This is a genomic window from Lachnoanaerobaculum saburreum DSM 3986 (assembly GCF_000185385.1).
Classification (GTDB): domain Bacteria; phylum Bacillota; class Clostridia; order Lachnospirales; family Lachnospiraceae; genus Lachnoanaerobaculum; species Lachnoanaerobaculum saburreum.
The window spans coordinates 1,862,944-1,880,814 of record NZ_GL622296.1 but is presented as its reverse complement, the minus strand read 5'-3'; the positions used below and the strand labels follow the sequence as shown (position 1 = coordinate 1,880,814).

The window sequence follows — 17,871 nt, the reverse complement described above, 5'->3', positions numbered from 1 at the left end:
GTGTGTTTAAAGGCAGTAAATCATCACAGGCTTTCGGCAAGGCTTTACGTATGTTCGGCATGGTTTTGCTTATAATCATAGGATTACCGATTTATATCTTGCTTGAGCTTTGTAAGAGTAAAAAAGGAAGATAATATATTTAAAACAATAAAAACCGGCATATTTATGCCGGTTTTTATTTTGGTCTTATTGCTTTTTTTACATTATATTCGTATAATGGAACCTTAGACAAATATACAATAAGTTGCAATATTTAGCCTAAGAGTAAGGAGTTTGATGAAAGAGGATAATTTTTACTGTCTAAATGGAGATATAGAAACTCAGATTGATAAGCCTGCTGACTTTACATCACCTGAAAGCTTGCATAAAAAGCTTATTGAAATCATATTGCATTATCATCCTTCAGATGATATCTCTATGATAACAAAGGCTTATGAATTGGCAAAAAAAGCACATAATGATCAAAAAAGAAAGTCCGGTGAACCGTATATTATTCACCCTATTTGTGTTGCGATAATTCTTGCAGAACTTGAACTTGACAAAGAAACAATAGCTGCGGGGCTTTTGCATGATGTGATAGAGGACACAGTCATCACATATAATGAGCTTGCAGATATGTTCGGTATAGATGTTGCCAATCTTGTAGACGGCGTTACAAAGCTGACACAGCTCTCACTGAAGAACGATAAGATTGAGATGCAGGCTGAAAACTTAAGAAAGATGTTTTTGGCTATGGCAAAGGATATCAGAGTTATACTTATAAAGCTGGCGGACAGACTCCACAATATGCGTACTCTTCAGTATATGAAGCCTGAAAAGCAAAAAGAAAAGGCAAGGGAGACTATGGATATATATTCTCCTATAGCACAAAGGCTCGGTATTTCAAAAATAAAGGTAGAGCTTGATGATCTTTCATTAAAGTATCTGCATCCTGATGTATACTATGATTTATCTGAAAAACTTGCATTCAGAAAAGAACAGAGACAACAGTTTGTTGACGAAATTATAAAAAAGTTTTCACAACATCTGTCTGCAACAGGTATGAAGTATACAATCAACGGCAGAGTAAAGCATCTTTTTTCTATCTATAAGAAAATGGTAAATCAAAATAAAACTCTGGATCAGATATATGATGTATTTGCTATAAGGATTATAGTTGAAAGTGTTACAGACTGTTATCTTGCACTCGGTACCGCACATGAGATATATAAGCCTATTCCCGGCAGATTTAAAGACTATATAGCTATGCCCAAGACTAATATGTATCAGTCATTACATACTACTTTGATTTCCGATACGGGACAACCTTTTGAGGTACAAATAAGAACCTATGAGATGCATAAGACTGCTGAGTTCGGTATTGCGGCACATTGGAAATATAAAGAGAGCGGAAGCGGTTCTGAAGCAAAGGGAGCTGAAGATGCCAAGATGAATTGGCTTAGACAAATCCTTGAATGGCAAAGAGATATGTCTGACAATGCTGAGTTTTTAAAAGTAATAAAGAGTGATTTTGACTTATTTTCAGATAATGTATACTGTTTTACTCCTGACGGAGATGTAAAGAATCTGCCTGCCGGTTCAAACCCTATAGATTTTGCCTATTCTATACATTCTGCTGTAGGCAATAAGATGGTGGGTGCCAGAGTAAACGGCAGACTTGTAAATATTGACTATGAGTTAAAAAGCGGTGACAGGGTTGAAATAATCACTTCACAAAACTCAAAAGGACCAAGCAGAGATTGGCTGAATATTGTAAAATCAAATCAAGCCAGATCAAAGATACAGCAGTGGTTTAAAAATGAATTAAAAGAGGACAATATTCTTCGCGGTAAGGATATGCTTGAAAGATACTGCAAGGCAAAAGGTATCAACTGGGTTGAGATTAACAAACCTCAATTCCAGGAAAAGGTAATGAAGCGGTATGCCATAAAAGATTGGGATTCTATTCTGGCTTCTTTAGGACATGGCGGACTGAAAGAAGGACAAATCATCAATAAGATGATGGAAGAAAAAAACAGAATCACAAAGAAAGAGTTTAGTGACAATGCAATTTTAGAGAGCATTGGTGACGGCAGTGACAAGGAAGTCATTGTAAAAAATTCAAAAACAGGCATTATCGTAAAGGGTGTGGATGATCTGGCGGTAAGGTTTTCAAAATGTTGTAACCCTGTTCCAGGAGATGAGATAGTCGGATTTATAACAAGAGGCAGAGGTATATCCATTCATAGAACTGATTGTATCAATATCATGAATTTGCCGTCAGATGACAGAATCAGAATTATACCTGCCGAGTGGCAGGAGTTTGAGGATTCAAAGCTTGGTGAGAAGTATCAGACTGAATTGCAGATTTTTGCACACAATCGTACAGGACTGTTTATGGATATAACAAAAATTTATAGTGAAAATGATATTTCCATTACATCCATAAATGTTCGTACAAATAAGAATGATATTTCCACTATAAATCTTGTTTTTGATATAAAAGGAAGGGAAGCCCTCAATTCACTTATAGGCAAGTTGCGGCAGGTCAGTGGAGTAATAGATATTGAAAGGACTACAGGTTAATGAATAAAATAGGAGTATATGTGATGACACTCGGTCCGGTACAGACTAATGTCTATATAGCATATAATAAAGAAAGCTTGGAATGCTTTATAGTGGATCCGTCCGCACAGGCACAGGAGATTATAAATGTAATAAAGGAACATAAATTAAAGCCGGTTGCCATTTTACTGACACATGGGCATTTTGACCATATAATGGCGGTAAATGATTTGTTAAAAGAATATAATATAAAGGTATATATTTCAAAACTTGATGAAGAGATGCTTTATGACAGCCGAAAATCAGGCGGCAGTTCCTTTATCGGAAGCGGATATGTTACAAAGGCTGATGTATTATTAAATGATAATGATGTATTGCATCTGCTTGATAAAGATATAGTGTTTATTGCCACTCCCGGACATACAAAGGGTTCAGGTTGCTACTATATTGCAGATGAAAAACTGTTATTTTCAGGTGATACAGTCTTTAGAGAAGACTGTGGCAGAACCGACCTGTATGGCGGTGACAATCCTGCTATTATAAGGTCAATCTATGACAAAGTCTTAACTTTGCCTGAGGATGTAAATATATTGCCCGGACATATGGATATGACCACAGTAGCACATGAGAAAAAGTATAATCCGGTAGCAATCTATGTTAAAAAGCATGGTATTGACAGATGATTTCACTGCTACTGGAGGATATGACCTTTGAACAGGACATAAGAGAGCTTTTGATGGCATTTTATCCCGGTGAAAAATATATTTATACAGACGATACGGTATTGTTAAGGCTTCACTTATATAAGAAAGAGCAGGAGTATCATATAAGTATAAATACGGAAAATGAAGCCATAGAGTTTTGTTCAGAGATAAAAGCTGCCAAGTTTGATACGAAGAATGAGTTAAAAAGAAATATTTATTTAAATCTTTTAAAACTTGGGAATAAAGAGTTGCCCTGGGGTACACTTACAGGGATAAGACCTACAAAGATAGTAATGGAAATGCTTGAAAAGAATATTCCTCTTGAAGATATAAAAATACATCTAAAAGAGGTATATCTGGTAGGTGAGCAGAGAATAAATCTCTGTATAAGCACCGCTTTAAGAGAGTTTAATATTCTAAAAAAGATTGATTACAAGGATGGATACAGCCTATATATAGGTATTCCGTTTTGTCCGACAAGATGCCTTTATTGTTCATTTACTTCCTATTCTATAGCACTGTGGAAAAAAGAAACAGATACATATGTGGCTGCACTTTGTAAAGAACTGACAGCAGTATCAAAGATGTTTAGAGGAAAGAAGCTTCAAACAATATATATGGGTGGAGGCACACCGACTTCGCTTGAGGCTTATCAACTCACTGAGATTTTAGACACCGTAAAGACAAACTTTGATCTTTCAAATCTTTTAGAGCTGACTGTAGAAGCAGGCAGGCCTGACAGTATAACAAAAGAAAAGCTGATTGCACTGAAAGCTTCGGGAGTAAACCGTATATCTGTAAATCCTCAGACTATGCAACAAAAGACTTTGGATCTGATAGGCAGAAAGCATACGACAGAAGATATCTACAACAGTTTCAGACTGGCAAGAGAAGCGGGTTTTACCAATATAAATATGGATTTTATAATCGGTTTAAACGGTGAAACTCTCTCTGATATAAAGGACAGTTTTATAAAGGTAAAAAAATTGGCTCCTGAGTCAATAACCATACATTCTCTGGCACTAAAAAGAGCGGCAGGACTGAATACCGAAAATAAAAGAGAAATTGTGGACAATGAATTGATGTTGTCTATGACAGATGTGGCAACGAATAACTGCAATGAGCTTGGCCTAAAGCCTTACTATCTGTACAGACAAAAAAATATGGCAGGTAATCTTGAAAATATAGGCTTTTCAAAACCTGATAAAGAATGTCTTTATAATATATTGATTATGGAAGAAAAACAGACTATCATAGCTTGTGGTGCCGGAACATCAAGTAAGATTGTGTTTGAAGACGGCAGAATAGAAAGAATAGAAAATGTAAAGGATCCGAAGCTGTATATTGAAAGACTTGATGAAATGATAAAGAGAAAGGAAAATATGAATGGCATTAATTAAAAAAAGTGTCACCGGAATGAAGGATATTCTTCCTGAAGAGATGTTTATCAGGGATTATCTGATAAACATTATTAAAAAAACTTATGGAAGCTTCGGCTTTACCTCTATAGAAACTCCGGCTGTGGAGCATATCGAAAATCTCTTAAGTAAGCAAGGCGGTGACAATGAAAAGCTTATCTTTAAGATTTTAAAAAGAGGAGAAAAACTCAAACTTGAAAATATAAAGGATGAGAATGATTTGGTTGATGCCGGTTTAAGATACGACCTTACATTGCCTCTTGCCAGATATTATTCAAACAATCAGGCAAATCTTCCAAGCCCGTTTAAGGCATTACAAATAGGTAATGTATACAGAGCCGACAGACCGCAAAAGGGTAGATTCAGGCAGTTCACTCAATGTGATATAGATATTTTGGGTGAAGCTTCAAATCTTGCAGAAATAGAGCTTATACTTGCCACCACAAAGGCACTTGGTGAGATAGCAAATGGAAAACACTTCAAGGTAAGAATAAATGACAGAAGAATCCTTATGGCTATGGCTCTTTTTGCAGGCTATAACGAGGATAATATAAATGATGTATTTATAATCCTTGACAAGATGGATAAAATCGGTTCGGACGGAGTGAAAAAAGAGCTGACCGAACTGGACGGTGTGGAAAAATGTGTTAAATATCTAAGCCTGTTTAACGGATTATCGGATAATGCAAAAGCTGTTTTGTCTTTGAAGGATAAGCTTGCAGGATTTATTGAAGACGGTGTACTTGACAGTCTTTGTGAGATAATAGATACGGTACTTGAAGTAAAGACAAATGAGTTTTCACTTGTATTTGACCCTACTCTGGTTCGCGGTATGGGATATTATACCGGTACTATATTTGAAGTCAGTATGGAAGGTTTTTCGGGTTCTGTTGCCGGTGGCGGAAGATATGATAAGATGATCGGGAAATTTACAGGCAATGATATACCTGCCTGCGGATTTTCTATAGGTTTTGAGCGTATCATTGCAATACTCTTAGATGAAGGGTTTAAGATCCCTGATGAGAGCAGGAAGATTGCTTTCCTATATGAAAAGAATATAGACGGCAATGTTTTAAAGGACATATTAAAAGAGGCGGCATCTCTTCGTGAAGCCGGAAATATTGTACTGGTTTCAAAGATGAATAAGAATAAAAAGTTTCAAAAAGAAGGACTTGAAAAACAGGGGTATGTGGAGTTTAAGGAATTTTACAGAGAAGCCTTAAAATAAATAGAGTTAGGAGATAAAGATGGCAGAATCAATGCTTGGCTTAAAGAGAAGTCATAGATGTGCGGAGGTGGTAAACGCACCGCTTGAGAGTGAAGTTACTGTAATGGGATGGGTTCAAAAAAACCGTAACAAGGGTGGAATTATTTTCTGTGACCTTAGAGACCGTTCAGGAATATTGCAGATAATATTTGAAGAGGATGAATGTGGCAGTGAAGTATTTAATAAGGCAATGAAGCTTAAACAGGAGTTTTGCATTGCTGTAACCGGAATTTTAAAGAAAAGAAGCGGTGCTTTTAATGAATCACTAAAAACAGGTGAACTTGAAGTAAGAGCTATGGGACTTAGAATACTTTCAGAGTCGGAGACACCGCCGTTCCATATCGAAGAGGACTCAAAGACTAAAGAAGAGCTTAGATTAAAGTACAGATTCCTTGACCTTAGAAGACCTGATCTTCAAAGAAATCTTATGGTCAGAAGTAAAGTGGCTACCACCACAAGAAACTTTCTTGCCGAGAACGGATTTTTAGAGATTGAAACTCCTACACTTATAAAAAGCTCACCTGAAGGAGCCAGAGATTATCTGGTTCCAAGCCGTGTATATCCGGGAAGCTTCTATGCACTTCCACAGTCTCCGCAGCTTTTTAAACAGCTTTTGATGGTATCGGGATATGACAGATACTTCCAGCTTGCAAGATGCTACAGAGATGAGGATTTAAGGGCGGATCGCCAGCCTGAATTTACACAGATAGATATGGAGCTTTCATTTGTAGATGTAGATGATGTATTGGATGTAAATGAAAGACTGTTGCAAAGACTGTTTAAGGATGTTTTGGATATTGATATAAAACTTCCGATACAAAGAATGACATGGCAGGAAGCTATGGACAGATTCGGTTCCGACAAACCCGATCTCAGATTCGGTATGGAATTAAAAGATGTATCGGATATTGTAAAGGACTCCGAATTTGCAGTATTTAAAAATGCACTTGCAAACGGCGGAAGTGTTCGCGGTATCAATGCAAGCGGACAGGCAGGTATGCCGAGAAAAAAGATTGATGCACTTGTTGAGTTTGTAAAGAGCTATAAGGCAAAGGGACTTGCATATATGGCTGTTGAAGCTGACGGAAGTATCAAGTCGTCATTTGCCAAGTTTATGAAGGAAGAAGAGATCGAAGGATTAAGGAAAGCTCTTGATGCCAAGCCGGGCGATATGCTTTTCTTTGCTGCCGACAGCAATAAGATAGTTTGGGATACACTTGGAGCTTTAAGAGTTGAACTTGCAAATCAGCTTGGACTTTTAAAAAAGGATGACTACAGATTCCTTTGGGTTACACAGTTCCCATTGCTTGAGTGGTCTGATGAAGAGAACAGATTTAAGGCAATGCACCACCCTTTTACCGCACCTATGGATGAGGATTGGCAGTATATTGACTCGGATCCGGGCAGAGTGAGGGCAAAGGCATATGATATAGTACTTAACGGTACTGAAATTGGCGGAGGTTCTGTCAGAATACATCAGGCGGATATTCAGTCAAAGATGTTTGATGTACTTGGACTTTCAAAGGAAGTTGCCGATGAGAGATTCGGATATCTGTTGGAAGCATTCAAGTACGGTGTTCCGCCTCATGCAGGTCTTGCATACGGTCTTGACAGAGTGGTAATGCTTATGGTAGGTGCAGATTCAATCAGAGATGTGATTGCCTTCCCTAAGGTAAAGGATGCATCCGATCTTATGACAAATGCACCTGATAAAGTTGATGATGCACAGCTAAAGGAACTTGGAATAAAAATAGAAGAAAACTGACATAAAGTCTGCTGATTTGGAGATTATATGGAAGATATAAAAATATTGGTGGTGGATGATGAAGCCAGAATGAGAAAACTTGTAAAAGATTTTCTAAGCATTAAAGGCTACATAGTATTAGAAGCAGAAGACGGTGAGGAAGCACTGAAGGTCTTTGATACTAATAAGGATATAAAGCTTATACTGTTGGATGTAATGATGCCCAAAATGGACGGCTTTGAAGTATTGGAAGCCATAAGACAGTACTCTAAAGTGCCTGTTATGATGTTGACTGCAAGAAGTGAAGAAAGAGATGAGCTTGAAGGGTATAAGCTCGGTGTAGATGAATATATCACAAAGCCGTTTTCACCGAAGATACTTGTAGCAAGGGTAGAGGCGGTACTTAGAAGAACAGTGGGTGAACCCGAAGAAAAATTGGTGGCAGGTGCGATAGAGGTGGATAAGGTTGCCAGAAGTGTATATATCGATAAAAAGCCGGTAGATTTAAGCTTCAAAGAATATGAGCTTTTAACATATTTTATTGAAAATAAGGGGATTGCACTGTCAAGAGAAAAAATCCTAAGTTCAGTGTGGAACTATGATTATTTCGGTGATGCCAGAACTATTGATACTCATGTAAAAAAACTTCGTGCAAAGATGGGTGAGCGAGGTGACTATATAAAAACTGTGTGGGGCATGGGATATAAGTTTGAAATCACACCATGATTAAATATAGATAAGGAGCAGGTATGACAAAGATAAGAACAAGATATGCACCAAGTCCGACAGGAAGAATGCATGTCGGAAATCTTAGAACAGCATTATATGCATATTTGATTGCAAAGCATGAGGGAGGAGACTTCCTGCTTAGAATAGAGGATACAGATCAGGAAAGATATGTAGAGGGTGCTACAGAGATAATTTATAAAACACTTGAAGAAACGGGGCTTATACATGATGAAGGTCCTGATAAGGATGGAGGATATGGTCCGTATGTGCAGAGTGAAAGACAAAAAGAGGGGCTTTATCTGAAGTATGCAAAGGAACTTATAGATAAAAAGCAGGCATATTATTGTTTTTGTACCCCTGAGCGTCTTAATTCGCTTCGCTCAAATGTAAACGGTGAAGAGATAATGAAATATGACAAGCATTGTCTTTCACTGACTGAGGAAGAAATAAAGAAAAATCTTGAAAGCGGTATTCCGTATGTTATCCGTCAAAATAACCCTGCTACAGGAACCACTACCTTCCATGACGATATTTACGGAGATATCACAGTGGATAACTTAGAACTTGACGATATGGTGCTTATAAAGTCGGACGGATATCCTACCTACAACTTTGCAAATGTGGTTGATGATCACCTTATGGGTATCACACATGTAGTAAGAGGAAATGAGTATCTCTCATCCTCACCGAAGTACAACAGACTGTATGAGGCATTTGGATGGGAAATACCTACATATGTACACTGTCCGCTGATAACCAATGAAGAACATAAGAAGCTTTCAAAGAGGAGCGGTCATTCATCATTTGAAGATTTGATTGAACAGGGCTATGTCGCAGAGGCTATTGTAAACTTTGTGGCATTGCTTGGCTGGTCACCTGAGGATGACAGAGAAATATTCTCACTTAAAGAGCTTGTTGAGGCCTTTGACTATAAGCATATTTCAAAGTCACCGGCTGTTTTTGATATGGTAAAGCTTTCATGGATGAACGGTGAATATTTAAAAAAGATGGATGAGGAAGCTTTCTTTAAGCTTGCAAAGCCATATATCGATAAGGTTATTACAAAACCGCTTGATATAAGAAAAATTGCAAATATGGTCAAGACAAGAATTGAGGTATTACCTCAGATTGCAGACCATATAGACTTTTTTGAGGAGTTGCCGCAGTATGATATTTCAATGTATACACATAAGAAGATGAAGACAGACAGTGAGAATTCACTTGAACTTTTAAAAGAGGTATTGCCGATTTTGGAGACTACAGATGACTACTCAAATGACAATCTCTTTGGTATACTGTCTGCATTCGGTAAAGAACATGAGTACAAGACAGGATTTATTATGTGGCCTATAAGAACAGCACTTTCAGGAAAGCAAATGACTCCTGCCGGTGCTACCGAAATTATGGAAATTCTTGGAAAAGACGAATCAATAAAAAGGATTAAGATTGGAATTGATAAATTACAGCAGTAATCAAAAAAAAGCCATAGAGCATGGTGACGGTCCCTTAATGGTATTGGCAGGACCCGGCTCCGGAAAAACCTTTGTTATTACACATAGAATAAAATATCTGATAAAGGGGCCGGGTATAAACCCGGCTCATATTTTAGTTGTAACCTTTTCAAGAGCGGCGGCAAAAGAGATGAAGGACAGATTTGAAAAGTTATATTCAAAAAGTCCTGTAACATTCGGAACATTTCATTCGGTTTTTTTCAGTTTGTTAAAAACGGCTTACGGCTTTGGCTCGGAGCAGATAGCTTCAGATGAGCTTAGATACAACCTTATTAAGGAGCTGATAAAAAGAAATGCTATAGAAAATGAGGATATAAATACACTTGCCGGCAATCTTTTAAATGAGATAGCACTTGTAAAGCAGGACAATATCAATATAAAAAATTATTATTCAAACAGCATATCAAGTGACACCTTCAAAAAGCTTTATAGAGATTATGAAACTGAACTTGAGTCAAGAGGGAAGCTTGACTTTGAGGACATGCTCTCACTTACATTTGAACTGTTAAGTGAGAGAGCTGATATTTTACAGGCTGTACAAAACAGATACCGCTATATACTGGTGGATGAGTTTCAGGATATCAACTTCTTACAGTATAATATAATAAAGCTTATGGCAGGTAATAAACAAAATATCACTGTAGTAGGAGATGATGACCAGTCAATATATAGATTTAGAGGGGCAAGACCTGAGATAATGCTCGGTTTTGAAAGAGACTTTAAGAATGTAAAAAAGGTATTCCTTGACATAAATTTCAGATCGACTACACAGATAGTGAATGCTTCCACAAAGCTTATATCCTTTAACAATAAGAGATTTCCAAAAAGCTTTAAGGCAAAGAACGGAGATGGAGCTCCTGTATCTTTGATTGAATTTAAAAATCCGTTTCTTGAGGTCAATACTATTGTAAAGGATATTAAGGAGTATATAAAGGCAAAGCAGGATATAAATAATATAGCCATACTTTATAGAACCAATCTTTCACCCAGACTTTTGATAGAAAGACTTATGAGAAATAATATTGCGTTCACTATAAGGGATGCTATTCCGAACCTTTTTGATCACTGGATAGCAAAGGACATTATCTCATATATAAAACTTGCTTTAAATATGGGAAACAGAAGCGATTTGCTTCGTATCTCAAATAAGCCGAACAGGTATATAAGCAGGGATTCACTTTCCTCTTCAAGAGCAAACCTTGAAACGCTTTTTGACTACTATGATGATAAAAGCTATATGATAAAGAGAATAATAGAATTAAGAGAACAACTTCGCACTATAAAGAATTTAAAACCTGCCGTTGCGATCAGATATATAAGAAATGTGGTCGGATATGATGAATATATAGAAGAGTACTGTGATATGAACGGTGTTGAAAGCGATGAATGTTACACTGTTTTAGGGGACCTTGAAAACAGTGCTACAGACTACAACAGTTTTAATGACTGGTTTGTACATATGGATGAGTACAGAAATGAGCTGATACAGGCAAGAAAAAAGTCAAATGAAAATGATAACGGTGTAAGACTTATGACTTTTCACTCATCAAAGGGGCTTGAATTTGATATAGTCTATATAATTGATGTTAATGAGGGAAGTGTACCGTATAAGAAGGCAAAGGGGGCAGATGAGATTGAAGAAGAGAGAAGAATGTTATATGTTGCAATGACAAGAGCGAAAAAAAAGCTTTTTATATGTTATTGTAAGGAAAATTTCGGGAAGTCTATAGGTAAGTCAAACTTTGTTATAGAACTTTCTACAAAACCTAAATAAGGAATATATATGATAAAAAAGTTCAGTCATTCACTGCGTGTTAAAATAACTCTTGTAATACTGCTTTTGATTTCTATACTGCTTTTGTCTATAGGTATTTTAAATAACTTCGGTCTGACTTGGTACTATCAGAATGAAAAGGTCAGTGAAATACATGAGGCATATCTAAAACTTGATAATGAAGTACAAAAACTGACAGATGACGGTCAGTCTATTATAGGAGAAAGTGCCGATAACCGCTCCGTTGTCAATGAAAGAGTATCAAATATTATATTAGACTACTCAAATAAGCATAATATTACCATTGCTTTGGTAGATTCAATGACCAATAAGGCAATATATTCTTCTCAAAGAGAAGGAGATATGCTGCTGGACAGAATACAGGAGAGCTTTATCGGAAATAAAAATATAACAAAGAAAGTCCTGTACAGTAGTGACAGTTATACAATAATACTTCACAATACGCCTCAAAACAGCTCATTTATAGAGGGCTTCGGATATTGCAGTGATAATCAGACTATGGTTATTATGTCCACTCCTGTGGCGGGACTTAAAGAGAGTGTAAATATTTCAAATAAGTTTCTTATATATGTTGCAATCATCGGATTTTTTATTACTGTAATAATTACCTTCCTTATTACAAAGATGATTACCGATCCTATTTTACAGCTGGCTGAAATTTCCGTCAAAATGGGAAAACTTGATTTTACAGCCAGATATACAGGTAACAGAAATGATGAGATTCAGATTCTGGGTCAAAATATGAACTATATGTCAGATAAATTAAAGAAGGCAATAGGCAAACTTCGGGAAGCCAATGAGGTTCTGAAAGAGGATATAAAGAGAAAAGAAGCTATTGATGAGATGCGAAAGGATTTTATAGCCAATGTATCACATGAGTTAAAGACCCCCATTTCGTTGATACAAGGATATGCGGAAGGACTTAATGAGGGACTTTGTGAGGATAAAGAAAGCAGAAAGTACTATACCGAAGTTATTATGGATGAGAGTGAAAAGATGAATAAGATGGTAAAGCAACTGCTTACACTCTCATCACTTGAGTCAGGCAACAGTATACTACATAAAGAAAACTTCAATTTGACCTCACTTACGGAAGGAGTTCTAAACTCCACATCTATACTTATAAGTGAAAAGAATGTAAAAGTAGATTTTGATACTGAGAAGGATATATTTTTATATGCCGATGAATTTAAAATAGAAGAGGTTGTCACAAACTATATAAGCAATGCTATAAACCATGTAAATGACAACGGTACAATCAGGATAAATGTATCTGAAGATGATAAAGATATATGTTTCAGTGTATATAATACCGGCAAACAAATACCTGAAAAAGATCTTTACAATGTATGGGAGAAGTTTTTTAAGGTGGATAAAGCACACTCAAGAAGCTATGGAGGCAGCGGTATAGGACTGTCTATAGTAAAGGCGATAGTTGAGGCACATGGCGGAGCGGTAAGAGTAGTCAACAAAACAGACGGTGTGGAGTTCGGCTTTAAGATACCAAGGATGAAAGAATGACAATTGATGAGTTTAACAATAAAAACGGTCATACACAAAGATACGGATTTACTACAGGTACAACCGCAACAGCCGCAGCTCTGGGAGCAGTATACCTATATCTGCAAAAAGAAAAACAGACAGTGGATGTGGAATTGCCTTACGGTATAACTCTCAGTATTCCGATAGAGTATTCAAAAGTCGAAAATGATGAATACATCTGTTGTGTAAGAAAGTATGCAGGGGATGATCCTGATGTTACAGACGGTATCCTAATCAGCAGTAAGCTTAAGTTTATAAAGGGCGATAAACTTGAATTTCATTTTTTTGCAGGTGAGGGAGTAGGTACATTTACAAAAGACGGTCTTGCACTGCCGAAGGGAGAGCCGGCTATAAATCCGGTGCCAAGGCAGATGATGATTGATAATATAAGTAAGGTTCTGCTGGCGAATAACCTGATCGCAAAGGTAAATATCACCATTATGGTTGAAAACGGTATAGAAGTTGCAAAAAAGACTTTTAATGAAAGGCTTGGAGTGATTGGAGGTATCTCAATACTTGGAACATCAGGTATGGTGTTGCCTATGAGTAAAACGGCACTGCTTGAGACTATAGAAGCGGATATAAAATTCAGAATACAAAATTCAGATACAAATACCGTATATATGGCACCGGGAAATATCGGAGCAAAATTCCTTGAAAAAAACTTTGCAATAGAGGCATCTACAGTAGCAATCATAAGCAATTTTATCGGTGAGAGCATTGATTATGCCATATCAAATGATGCAAAAAATATAGTACTTTGCGGAGATATGGGAAAACTTATAAAGCTCTCAGGCGGAATAATGAATACACATTCAAATGATTCGGATTCAAGGCTTGAACTTTTGCTTGCAGCAGTTATAAAAGAAGTATTACAAAATAATGTGATGGAGTTTTCTTTACTTGCTCCTATTCTCTTAGATATACTGAAACAAAAGACTACTACGGCTGCTGTCAGTATAATAAAAGAATATAAATTAGAAAAATGTTTTGATATAATTGCAAACAAGATGCTTTATTATGCATATAATCGTGCGTTTAAAGCGGAGATATTCTATCATAAGAATAAATTTGCAAGTATTGACGAGTTCAAAGAAAAGTTACAAATAAGAATTATCGTATTCAGTGACAATGAAACAGTAATAGATACAGGAGAAAAATGTGGGTAAATTGTTTGGAATAGGCGTGGGTCCGGGAGATCCGGATCTTATGACTTTAAAGGCATTAAAGGCACTGAAAAAATCAAATGTGGTGTGCTTTGCGGGTAAAAGTGAAGATACATCAATTGCTTTTAGTATTGCAAAAAAGGCGATGCCTGAGATAAATGAGAAAAGAAAGATATGTATTGATTTTCCGATGACTAAAGATAAATATATACTTGAAGAGTCACATTTAAAGATATCCTCTCAAATAAAAGAACTTCTAAAAGAAGGTGATGTAGCACTTCTTACACTGGGTGATCCCGGAATATATGCTACATATTCATATATTGCAGACAGGATGAGAGCAGATAATATACAGGTAGTTACAATACCGGGAATCACGTCCTTTAGTGCCGCCGCTGCAAGACTTGGTATTCCGCTTACAGTTGCGGATGAAAAACTTCATGTGATACCTTCATCTTATTCCTTTGAAGAAGCCTTCAGTCTGAAAGGAACTCTGGTACTTATGAAATCAGGAAAAAGTTATGAAAAGCTGGTTTCATATATAAGAGAAAACAAGCCGCATTGTGATATATATATGGTGGAAAATTGCGGCATGGAGAATGAAAGATTGTTTGTAGGTGCAAAAAATCTCCCTGAAACAAGCGGATATTTTACAATAATTATAGTGAGAGACTTAAAATGAAACAAATTTATATAATAGGTATGGGCCCCGGCAAGTATGAGCAGATGACAGTTGAGGCTGTCAAAAAGATAGAAGAAAGTGATATTGTAATAGGCTATACAGTGTATACGGATCTTATAAAAAACATTTGGCCTGATAAAAATTGTATTTCAACACCGATGACAAAGGAATATGACAGATGTATACTTGCCTTTGAAGAGGCTGATAAGGGAAAGACTGTAGCACTTGTCTGTTCGGGAGATGCCGGAGTATATGGACTTGCCGGGCTGATGCTTGGTATCTCAGAGCGGTTTAAGGAAGTAAAGGTAAAGATTGTAGCGGGTGTAACTGCCGCACTTTCAGGGGCTGCAATAATAGGTGCACCGCTGATACATGACTTTGCGGTAATCAGCCTAAGCGACCTTTTAACACCTTTAGAAAAGATAGAAAAGAGGCTTGAATGTGCGGCAATAGGAGATTTTTGCATCTGCCTTTATAATCCCGGCAGCAAAAAGCGTGCAGACTATTTAGAAAAGGCCTGTAAAATACTTTTAAAATATAAAAGTGCGGATACACCATGTGCTATAGCAAAAAATATCGGAAGAGATAAGGAGGAGTATACGCTTTATACTCTAAATGAATTAAAAGATATTAAAGTAGGAATGTTTGAAACGGTATTTATAGGCAATTCAATGACAAAGGTAATTGATAATAAGCTTGTAACTCCAAGAGGCTATAAAAATGAATAAAATTTTAATATTTGGCGGTACTACAGAGGGCAGAGAGCTTGCATCAGTCTGTGATAAACTGAAGCTTTCTACAATACTTTGTGTAGCTACCGGGTACGGTAAGGAAGTATTGCCGAAATTTCAATATGTAAATATCAGTGATAAAAGGCTCAATGTAGATGAAATAGTGCATTTGATAGAGCAAAATCAAATCACCTGCATTATAGATGCTACACATCCGTATGCCTACGAGATTTCTAAAAATATATTATCTGCTATAAAAATGCTTACAAAAGAGGTGATATTTTTTAGAATAAAAAGAGAAACCGCAGATTTGAATATAGGATATTCTCTTGAATTTGATTCAAATATTAAGGCGGCAGACTATCTTTTAAAAACCGAAGGAAATATTCTTCTGACTACCGGCAGTAAGGATATAGTACAGTTTTGTGAACTTTCAAACCGTATATTTGCAAGAGTACTTCCAAGTATAGACTCTATAAATACCTGTATAAATGCAGGTATACAGTCAAAGAACATAATAGCGATGCAGGGACCTTTTTCAAAAAACCTAAATGAAGCAATAATAAAAGAATTTCATTGTAAGTACCTTGTTACCAAAGTTTCAGGTAAGAGTGGAGGTTTTGATGAAAAGATAAAGGCCTGTGAGAATACAGGTTGCATACCTGTGATTATATTACCGCAATCAGAGGTTGTCGGAATAAGTCTTGAAGAATGTATACAAAATATAAAAAATCTTTAATAAGGAAAAAGTATGAATATAAATCTGGTAGGAATAGGGCTTGGTAATCCCGAGCTTCTAACAAAAGCGGCCTGTAATGCTATATCAAAATCAGATATTGTGATAGGTGCAAAAAGAATAGTAGACAGTATAAGGTCCGACTTTGTAGGTAAGAAGTTTTTTTTGGAATATAGTACAGAAAAGATAGCAGATATAATAAAGTCAAATGCAGGCAGTGAAATATCTGTAATATTTAGCGGTGATATTTCACTTTTTAGCGGCGGTTCTAAATTGTTTGAAAGACTGAAAGATCTTAAGGACTGTAAGATAAATACATTCCCGGGAATATCAAGTCTAAGTTATCTATGCGCAAAGACAAATATTGATATATCTGAGGTTAAGATATTATCATTTCATGGTAAAGATGAGCTTTTATACCACAATATAGGATCAAATGAATATACCTTTATAATTACATCAAATGGTGAGGGAGCAAAGGAAATCTGTAGAAAACTTATAAGCTTCGGATTTTTTGACCTTGATATTACACTTGGTGAGAATCTGTCCTATGTTAATGAAAGAATAACTACGGCAAAGGCATGGGATTTGCTTGATATGGATATATCAGATTTAAATTGCATGATTATTTCTAATCCTGACAGTGAGAAAGCAATCAGCTTCGGTCTTCCTGATGAAGTATTTGCAAGGGATAAAGTGCCAATCACAAAGTCTGAAGTAAGAGCTGTGATTTTAAGTAAGCTTAATATAAGTTCGGACAGTATTTGCTATGATATCGGTGCAGGCAGCGGCTCTGTAAGTATAGAGATGGCAGGGCTTGCCTATGAGGGGAAAGTATACGCTGTAGAGAAAAATCCGGTGGCAATTGAGCTTATAAAAAAGAATATACATAATTTCAATGCTGAAAATATAGAACTTATTTTTGCAAAAGCTCCAAAAGGCTTAGAACATATACTTGAGGCTGACAGGATATTTATAGGAGGAAGCGGTGGAGAGCTGAATGCTGTAATGGATATAATATTTGCTTCACAAAAGCACCCGACTGTAGTCATCTCGGCTATTACATTAGAAACGGTTGCACAGATAAGTGATATCCTAAAACAGGCAAAAAGATATGGCTATGATACGGAGATGACTGCAATCAATGTTTCAAGGTCAAAGGAAGTCGGTCCCTACAATATGATGACGGCTCAAAATATGGTATTTATAGCAAAACTGTGGTAGGGCTTTAATTGAAATAAAATTTGACACAGCCATAGTCACAAAAAATTTACATACAATAGTGACATTAATACTGTAAAG

Annotated in this window: 15 protein-coding genes; all 15 read left to right on the top strand. The window is 36.5% G+C overall.

Going from position 1 to position 17,871, the window contains the following annotated elements; all coding sequences use genetic code 11:
* Positions 1 to 2 precede the first annotated feature (2 nt).
* The 15 genes from HMPREF0381_RS15595 (at position 3) to cbiE (ending at position 17,793) form a co-directional block, all read left to right on the top strand.
* Positions 3 to 134 carry a hypothetical protein gene (locus HMPREF0381_RS15595; RefSeq protein ID WP_008751578.1) on the top strand — a complete coding sequence of 44 codons (132 nt, stop codon included), beginning with the start codon at positions 3 to 5 and terminating at the stop codon, positions 132 to 134.
* Between the two features lie 142 nt (positions 135 to 276).
* On the top strand, positions 277 to 2,565 hold the full coding sequence (locus HMPREF0381_RS08595; protein ID WP_008751576.1) for a RelA/SpoT family protein: 2,289 nt from the start codon (positions 277 to 279) through the stop codon (positions 2,563 to 2,565).
* Positions 2,565 to 3,227, top strand: coding sequence for an MBL fold metallo-hydrolase (locus HMPREF0381_RS08590; RefSeq protein ID WP_008751575.1), 663 nt, complete (start codon positions 2,565 to 2,567; stop codon positions 3,225 to 3,227). Before HMPREF0381_RS08595 ends, HMPREF0381_RS08590 begins: the two co-directional genes overlap by 1 nt.
* Positions 3,224 to 4,648 (top strand): coproporphyrinogen dehydrogenase HemZ, encoded by a 1,425-nt coding sequence (gene hemZ / locus HMPREF0381_RS08585; RefSeq protein WP_008751574.1) that lies wholly within the window; start codon positions 3,224 to 3,226, stop codon positions 4,646 to 4,648. Before HMPREF0381_RS08590 ends, hemZ begins: the two co-directional genes overlap by 4 nt.
* A complete protein-coding gene (gene hisS, locus HMPREF0381_RS08580) occupies positions 4,635 to 5,894 on the top strand; it encodes a histidine--tRNA ligase (RefSeq protein WP_008751573.1) in 1,260 nt (419 codons plus the stop codon). Before hemZ ends, hisS begins: the two co-directional genes overlap by 14 nt.
* 19 nt (positions 5,895 to 5,913) lie before the next feature.
* Positions 5,914 to 7,698 carry an aspartate--tRNA ligase gene (aspS, locus tag HMPREF0381_RS08575; RefSeq protein WP_008751572.1) on the top strand — a complete coding sequence of 595 codons (1,785 nt, stop codon included), beginning with the start codon at positions 5,914 to 5,916 and terminating at the stop codon, positions 7,696 to 7,698.
* A 27-nt stretch (positions 7,699 to 7,725) separates the two neighbouring features.
* Positions 7,726 to 8,403 carry a response regulator transcription factor gene (locus tag HMPREF0381_RS08570; protein ID WP_008751571.1) on the top strand — a complete coding sequence of 226 codons (678 nt, stop codon included), beginning with the start codon at positions 7,726 to 7,728 and terminating at the stop codon, positions 8,401 to 8,403.
* Between the two features lie 23 nt (positions 8,404 to 8,426).
* Entirely contained in the window at positions 8,427 to 9,878 is a 1,452-nt protein-coding gene (gene gltX, locus HMPREF0381_RS08565) for a glutamate--tRNA ligase (protein WP_008751570.1), read from the top strand.
* On the top strand, positions 9,853 to 11,691 hold the full coding sequence (locus HMPREF0381_RS08560) for an ATP-dependent helicase (protein ID WP_008751569.1): 1,839 nt from the start codon (positions 9,853 to 9,855) through the stop codon (positions 11,689 to 11,691). Before gltX ends, HMPREF0381_RS08560 begins: the two co-directional genes overlap by 26 nt.
* A 9-nt stretch (positions 11,692 to 11,700) precedes the next feature.
* Positions 11,701 to 13,233, top strand: a complete 1,533-nt coding sequence (locus tag HMPREF0381_RS08555) for a sensor histidine kinase (RefSeq protein ID WP_008751568.1) — start codon at positions 11,701 to 11,703, stop codon at positions 13,231 to 13,233.
* Positions 13,230 to 14,423 carry a cobalt-precorrin-5B (C(1))-methyltransferase CbiD gene (gene cbiD / locus HMPREF0381_RS08550; RefSeq protein ID WP_008751567.1) on the top strand — a complete coding sequence of 398 codons (1,194 nt, stop codon included), beginning with the start codon at positions 13,230 to 13,232 and terminating at the stop codon, positions 14,421 to 14,423. The genes HMPREF0381_RS08555 and cbiD overlap by 4 nt, the downstream gene beginning before the upstream one ends.
* A complete protein-coding gene (gene cobI / locus HMPREF0381_RS08545; protein WP_008751566.1) occupies positions 14,416 to 15,102 on the top strand; it encodes a precorrin-2 C(20)-methyltransferase in 687 nt (228 codons plus the stop codon). Before cbiD ends, cobI begins: the two co-directional genes overlap by 8 nt.
* Positions 15,099 to 15,830, top strand: a complete 732-nt coding sequence (gene cobJ / locus HMPREF0381_RS08540; RefSeq protein WP_008751565.1) for a precorrin-3B C(17)-methyltransferase — start codon at positions 15,099 to 15,101, stop codon at positions 15,828 to 15,830. Before cobI ends, cobJ begins: the two co-directional genes overlap by 4 nt.
* Positions 15,823 to 16,572, top strand: a complete 750-nt coding sequence (gene cobK, locus HMPREF0381_RS08535) for a precorrin-6A reductase (RefSeq protein WP_008751564.1) — start codon at positions 15,823 to 15,825, stop codon at positions 16,570 to 16,572. Before cobJ ends, cobK begins: the two co-directional genes overlap by 8 nt.
* A 12-nt stretch (positions 16,573 to 16,584) precedes the next feature.
* Complete coding sequence (gene cbiE / locus HMPREF0381_RS08530; protein WP_008751563.1) at positions 16,585 to 17,793, top strand: precorrin-6y C5,15-methyltransferase (decarboxylating) subunit CbiE; 1,209 nt, start codon at positions 16,585 to 16,587, stop codon at positions 17,791 to 17,793.
* Positions 17,794 to 17,871: the final 78 nt, after the last annotated feature.

Coding starts and splice junctions, on each gene's coding strand:
- HMPREF0381_RS08595 (WP_008751576.1), top strand. CDS start 277: ATGAAAGAGGATAATTTTTACTGTCTAAATGGAGATATAGAAACTCAG.
- HMPREF0381_RS08590 (WP_008751575.1), top strand. CDS start 2,565: ATGAATAAAATAGGAGTATATGTGATGACACTCGGTCCGGTACAGACT.
- hemZ (WP_008751574.1), top strand. CDS start 3,224: ATGATTTCACTGCTACTGGAGGATATGACCTTTGAACAGGACATAAGA.
- hisS (WP_008751573.1), top strand. CDS start 4,635: ATGGCATTAATTAAAAAAAGTGTCACCGGAATGAAGGATATTCTTCCT.
- aspS (WP_008751572.1), top strand. CDS start 5,914: ATGGCAGAATCAATGCTTGGCTTAAAGAGAAGTCATAGATGTGCGGAG.
- HMPREF0381_RS08570 (WP_008751571.1), top strand. CDS start 7,726: ATGGAAGATATAAAAATATTGGTGGTGGATGATGAAGCCAGAATGAGA.
- gltX (WP_008751570.1), top strand. CDS start 8,427: ATGACAAAGATAAGAACAAGATATGCACCAAGTCCGACAGGAAGAATG.
- HMPREF0381_RS08555 (WP_008751568.1), top strand. CDS start 11,701: ATGATAAAAAAGTTCAGTCATTCACTGCGTGTTAAAATAACTCTTGTA.
- cbiD (WP_008751567.1), top strand. CDS start 13,230: ATGACAATTGATGAGTTTAACAATAAAAACGGTCATACACAAAGATAC.
- cobJ (WP_008751565.1), top strand. CDS start 15,099: ATGAAACAAATTTATATAATAGGTATGGGCCCCGGCAAGTATGAGCAG.
- cobK (WP_008751564.1), top strand. CDS start 15,823: ATGAATAAAATTTTAATATTTGGCGGTACTACAGAGGGCAGAGAGCTT.
- cbiE (WP_008751563.1), top strand. CDS start 16,585: ATGAATATAAATCTGGTAGGAATAGGGCTTGGTAATCCCGAGCTTCTA.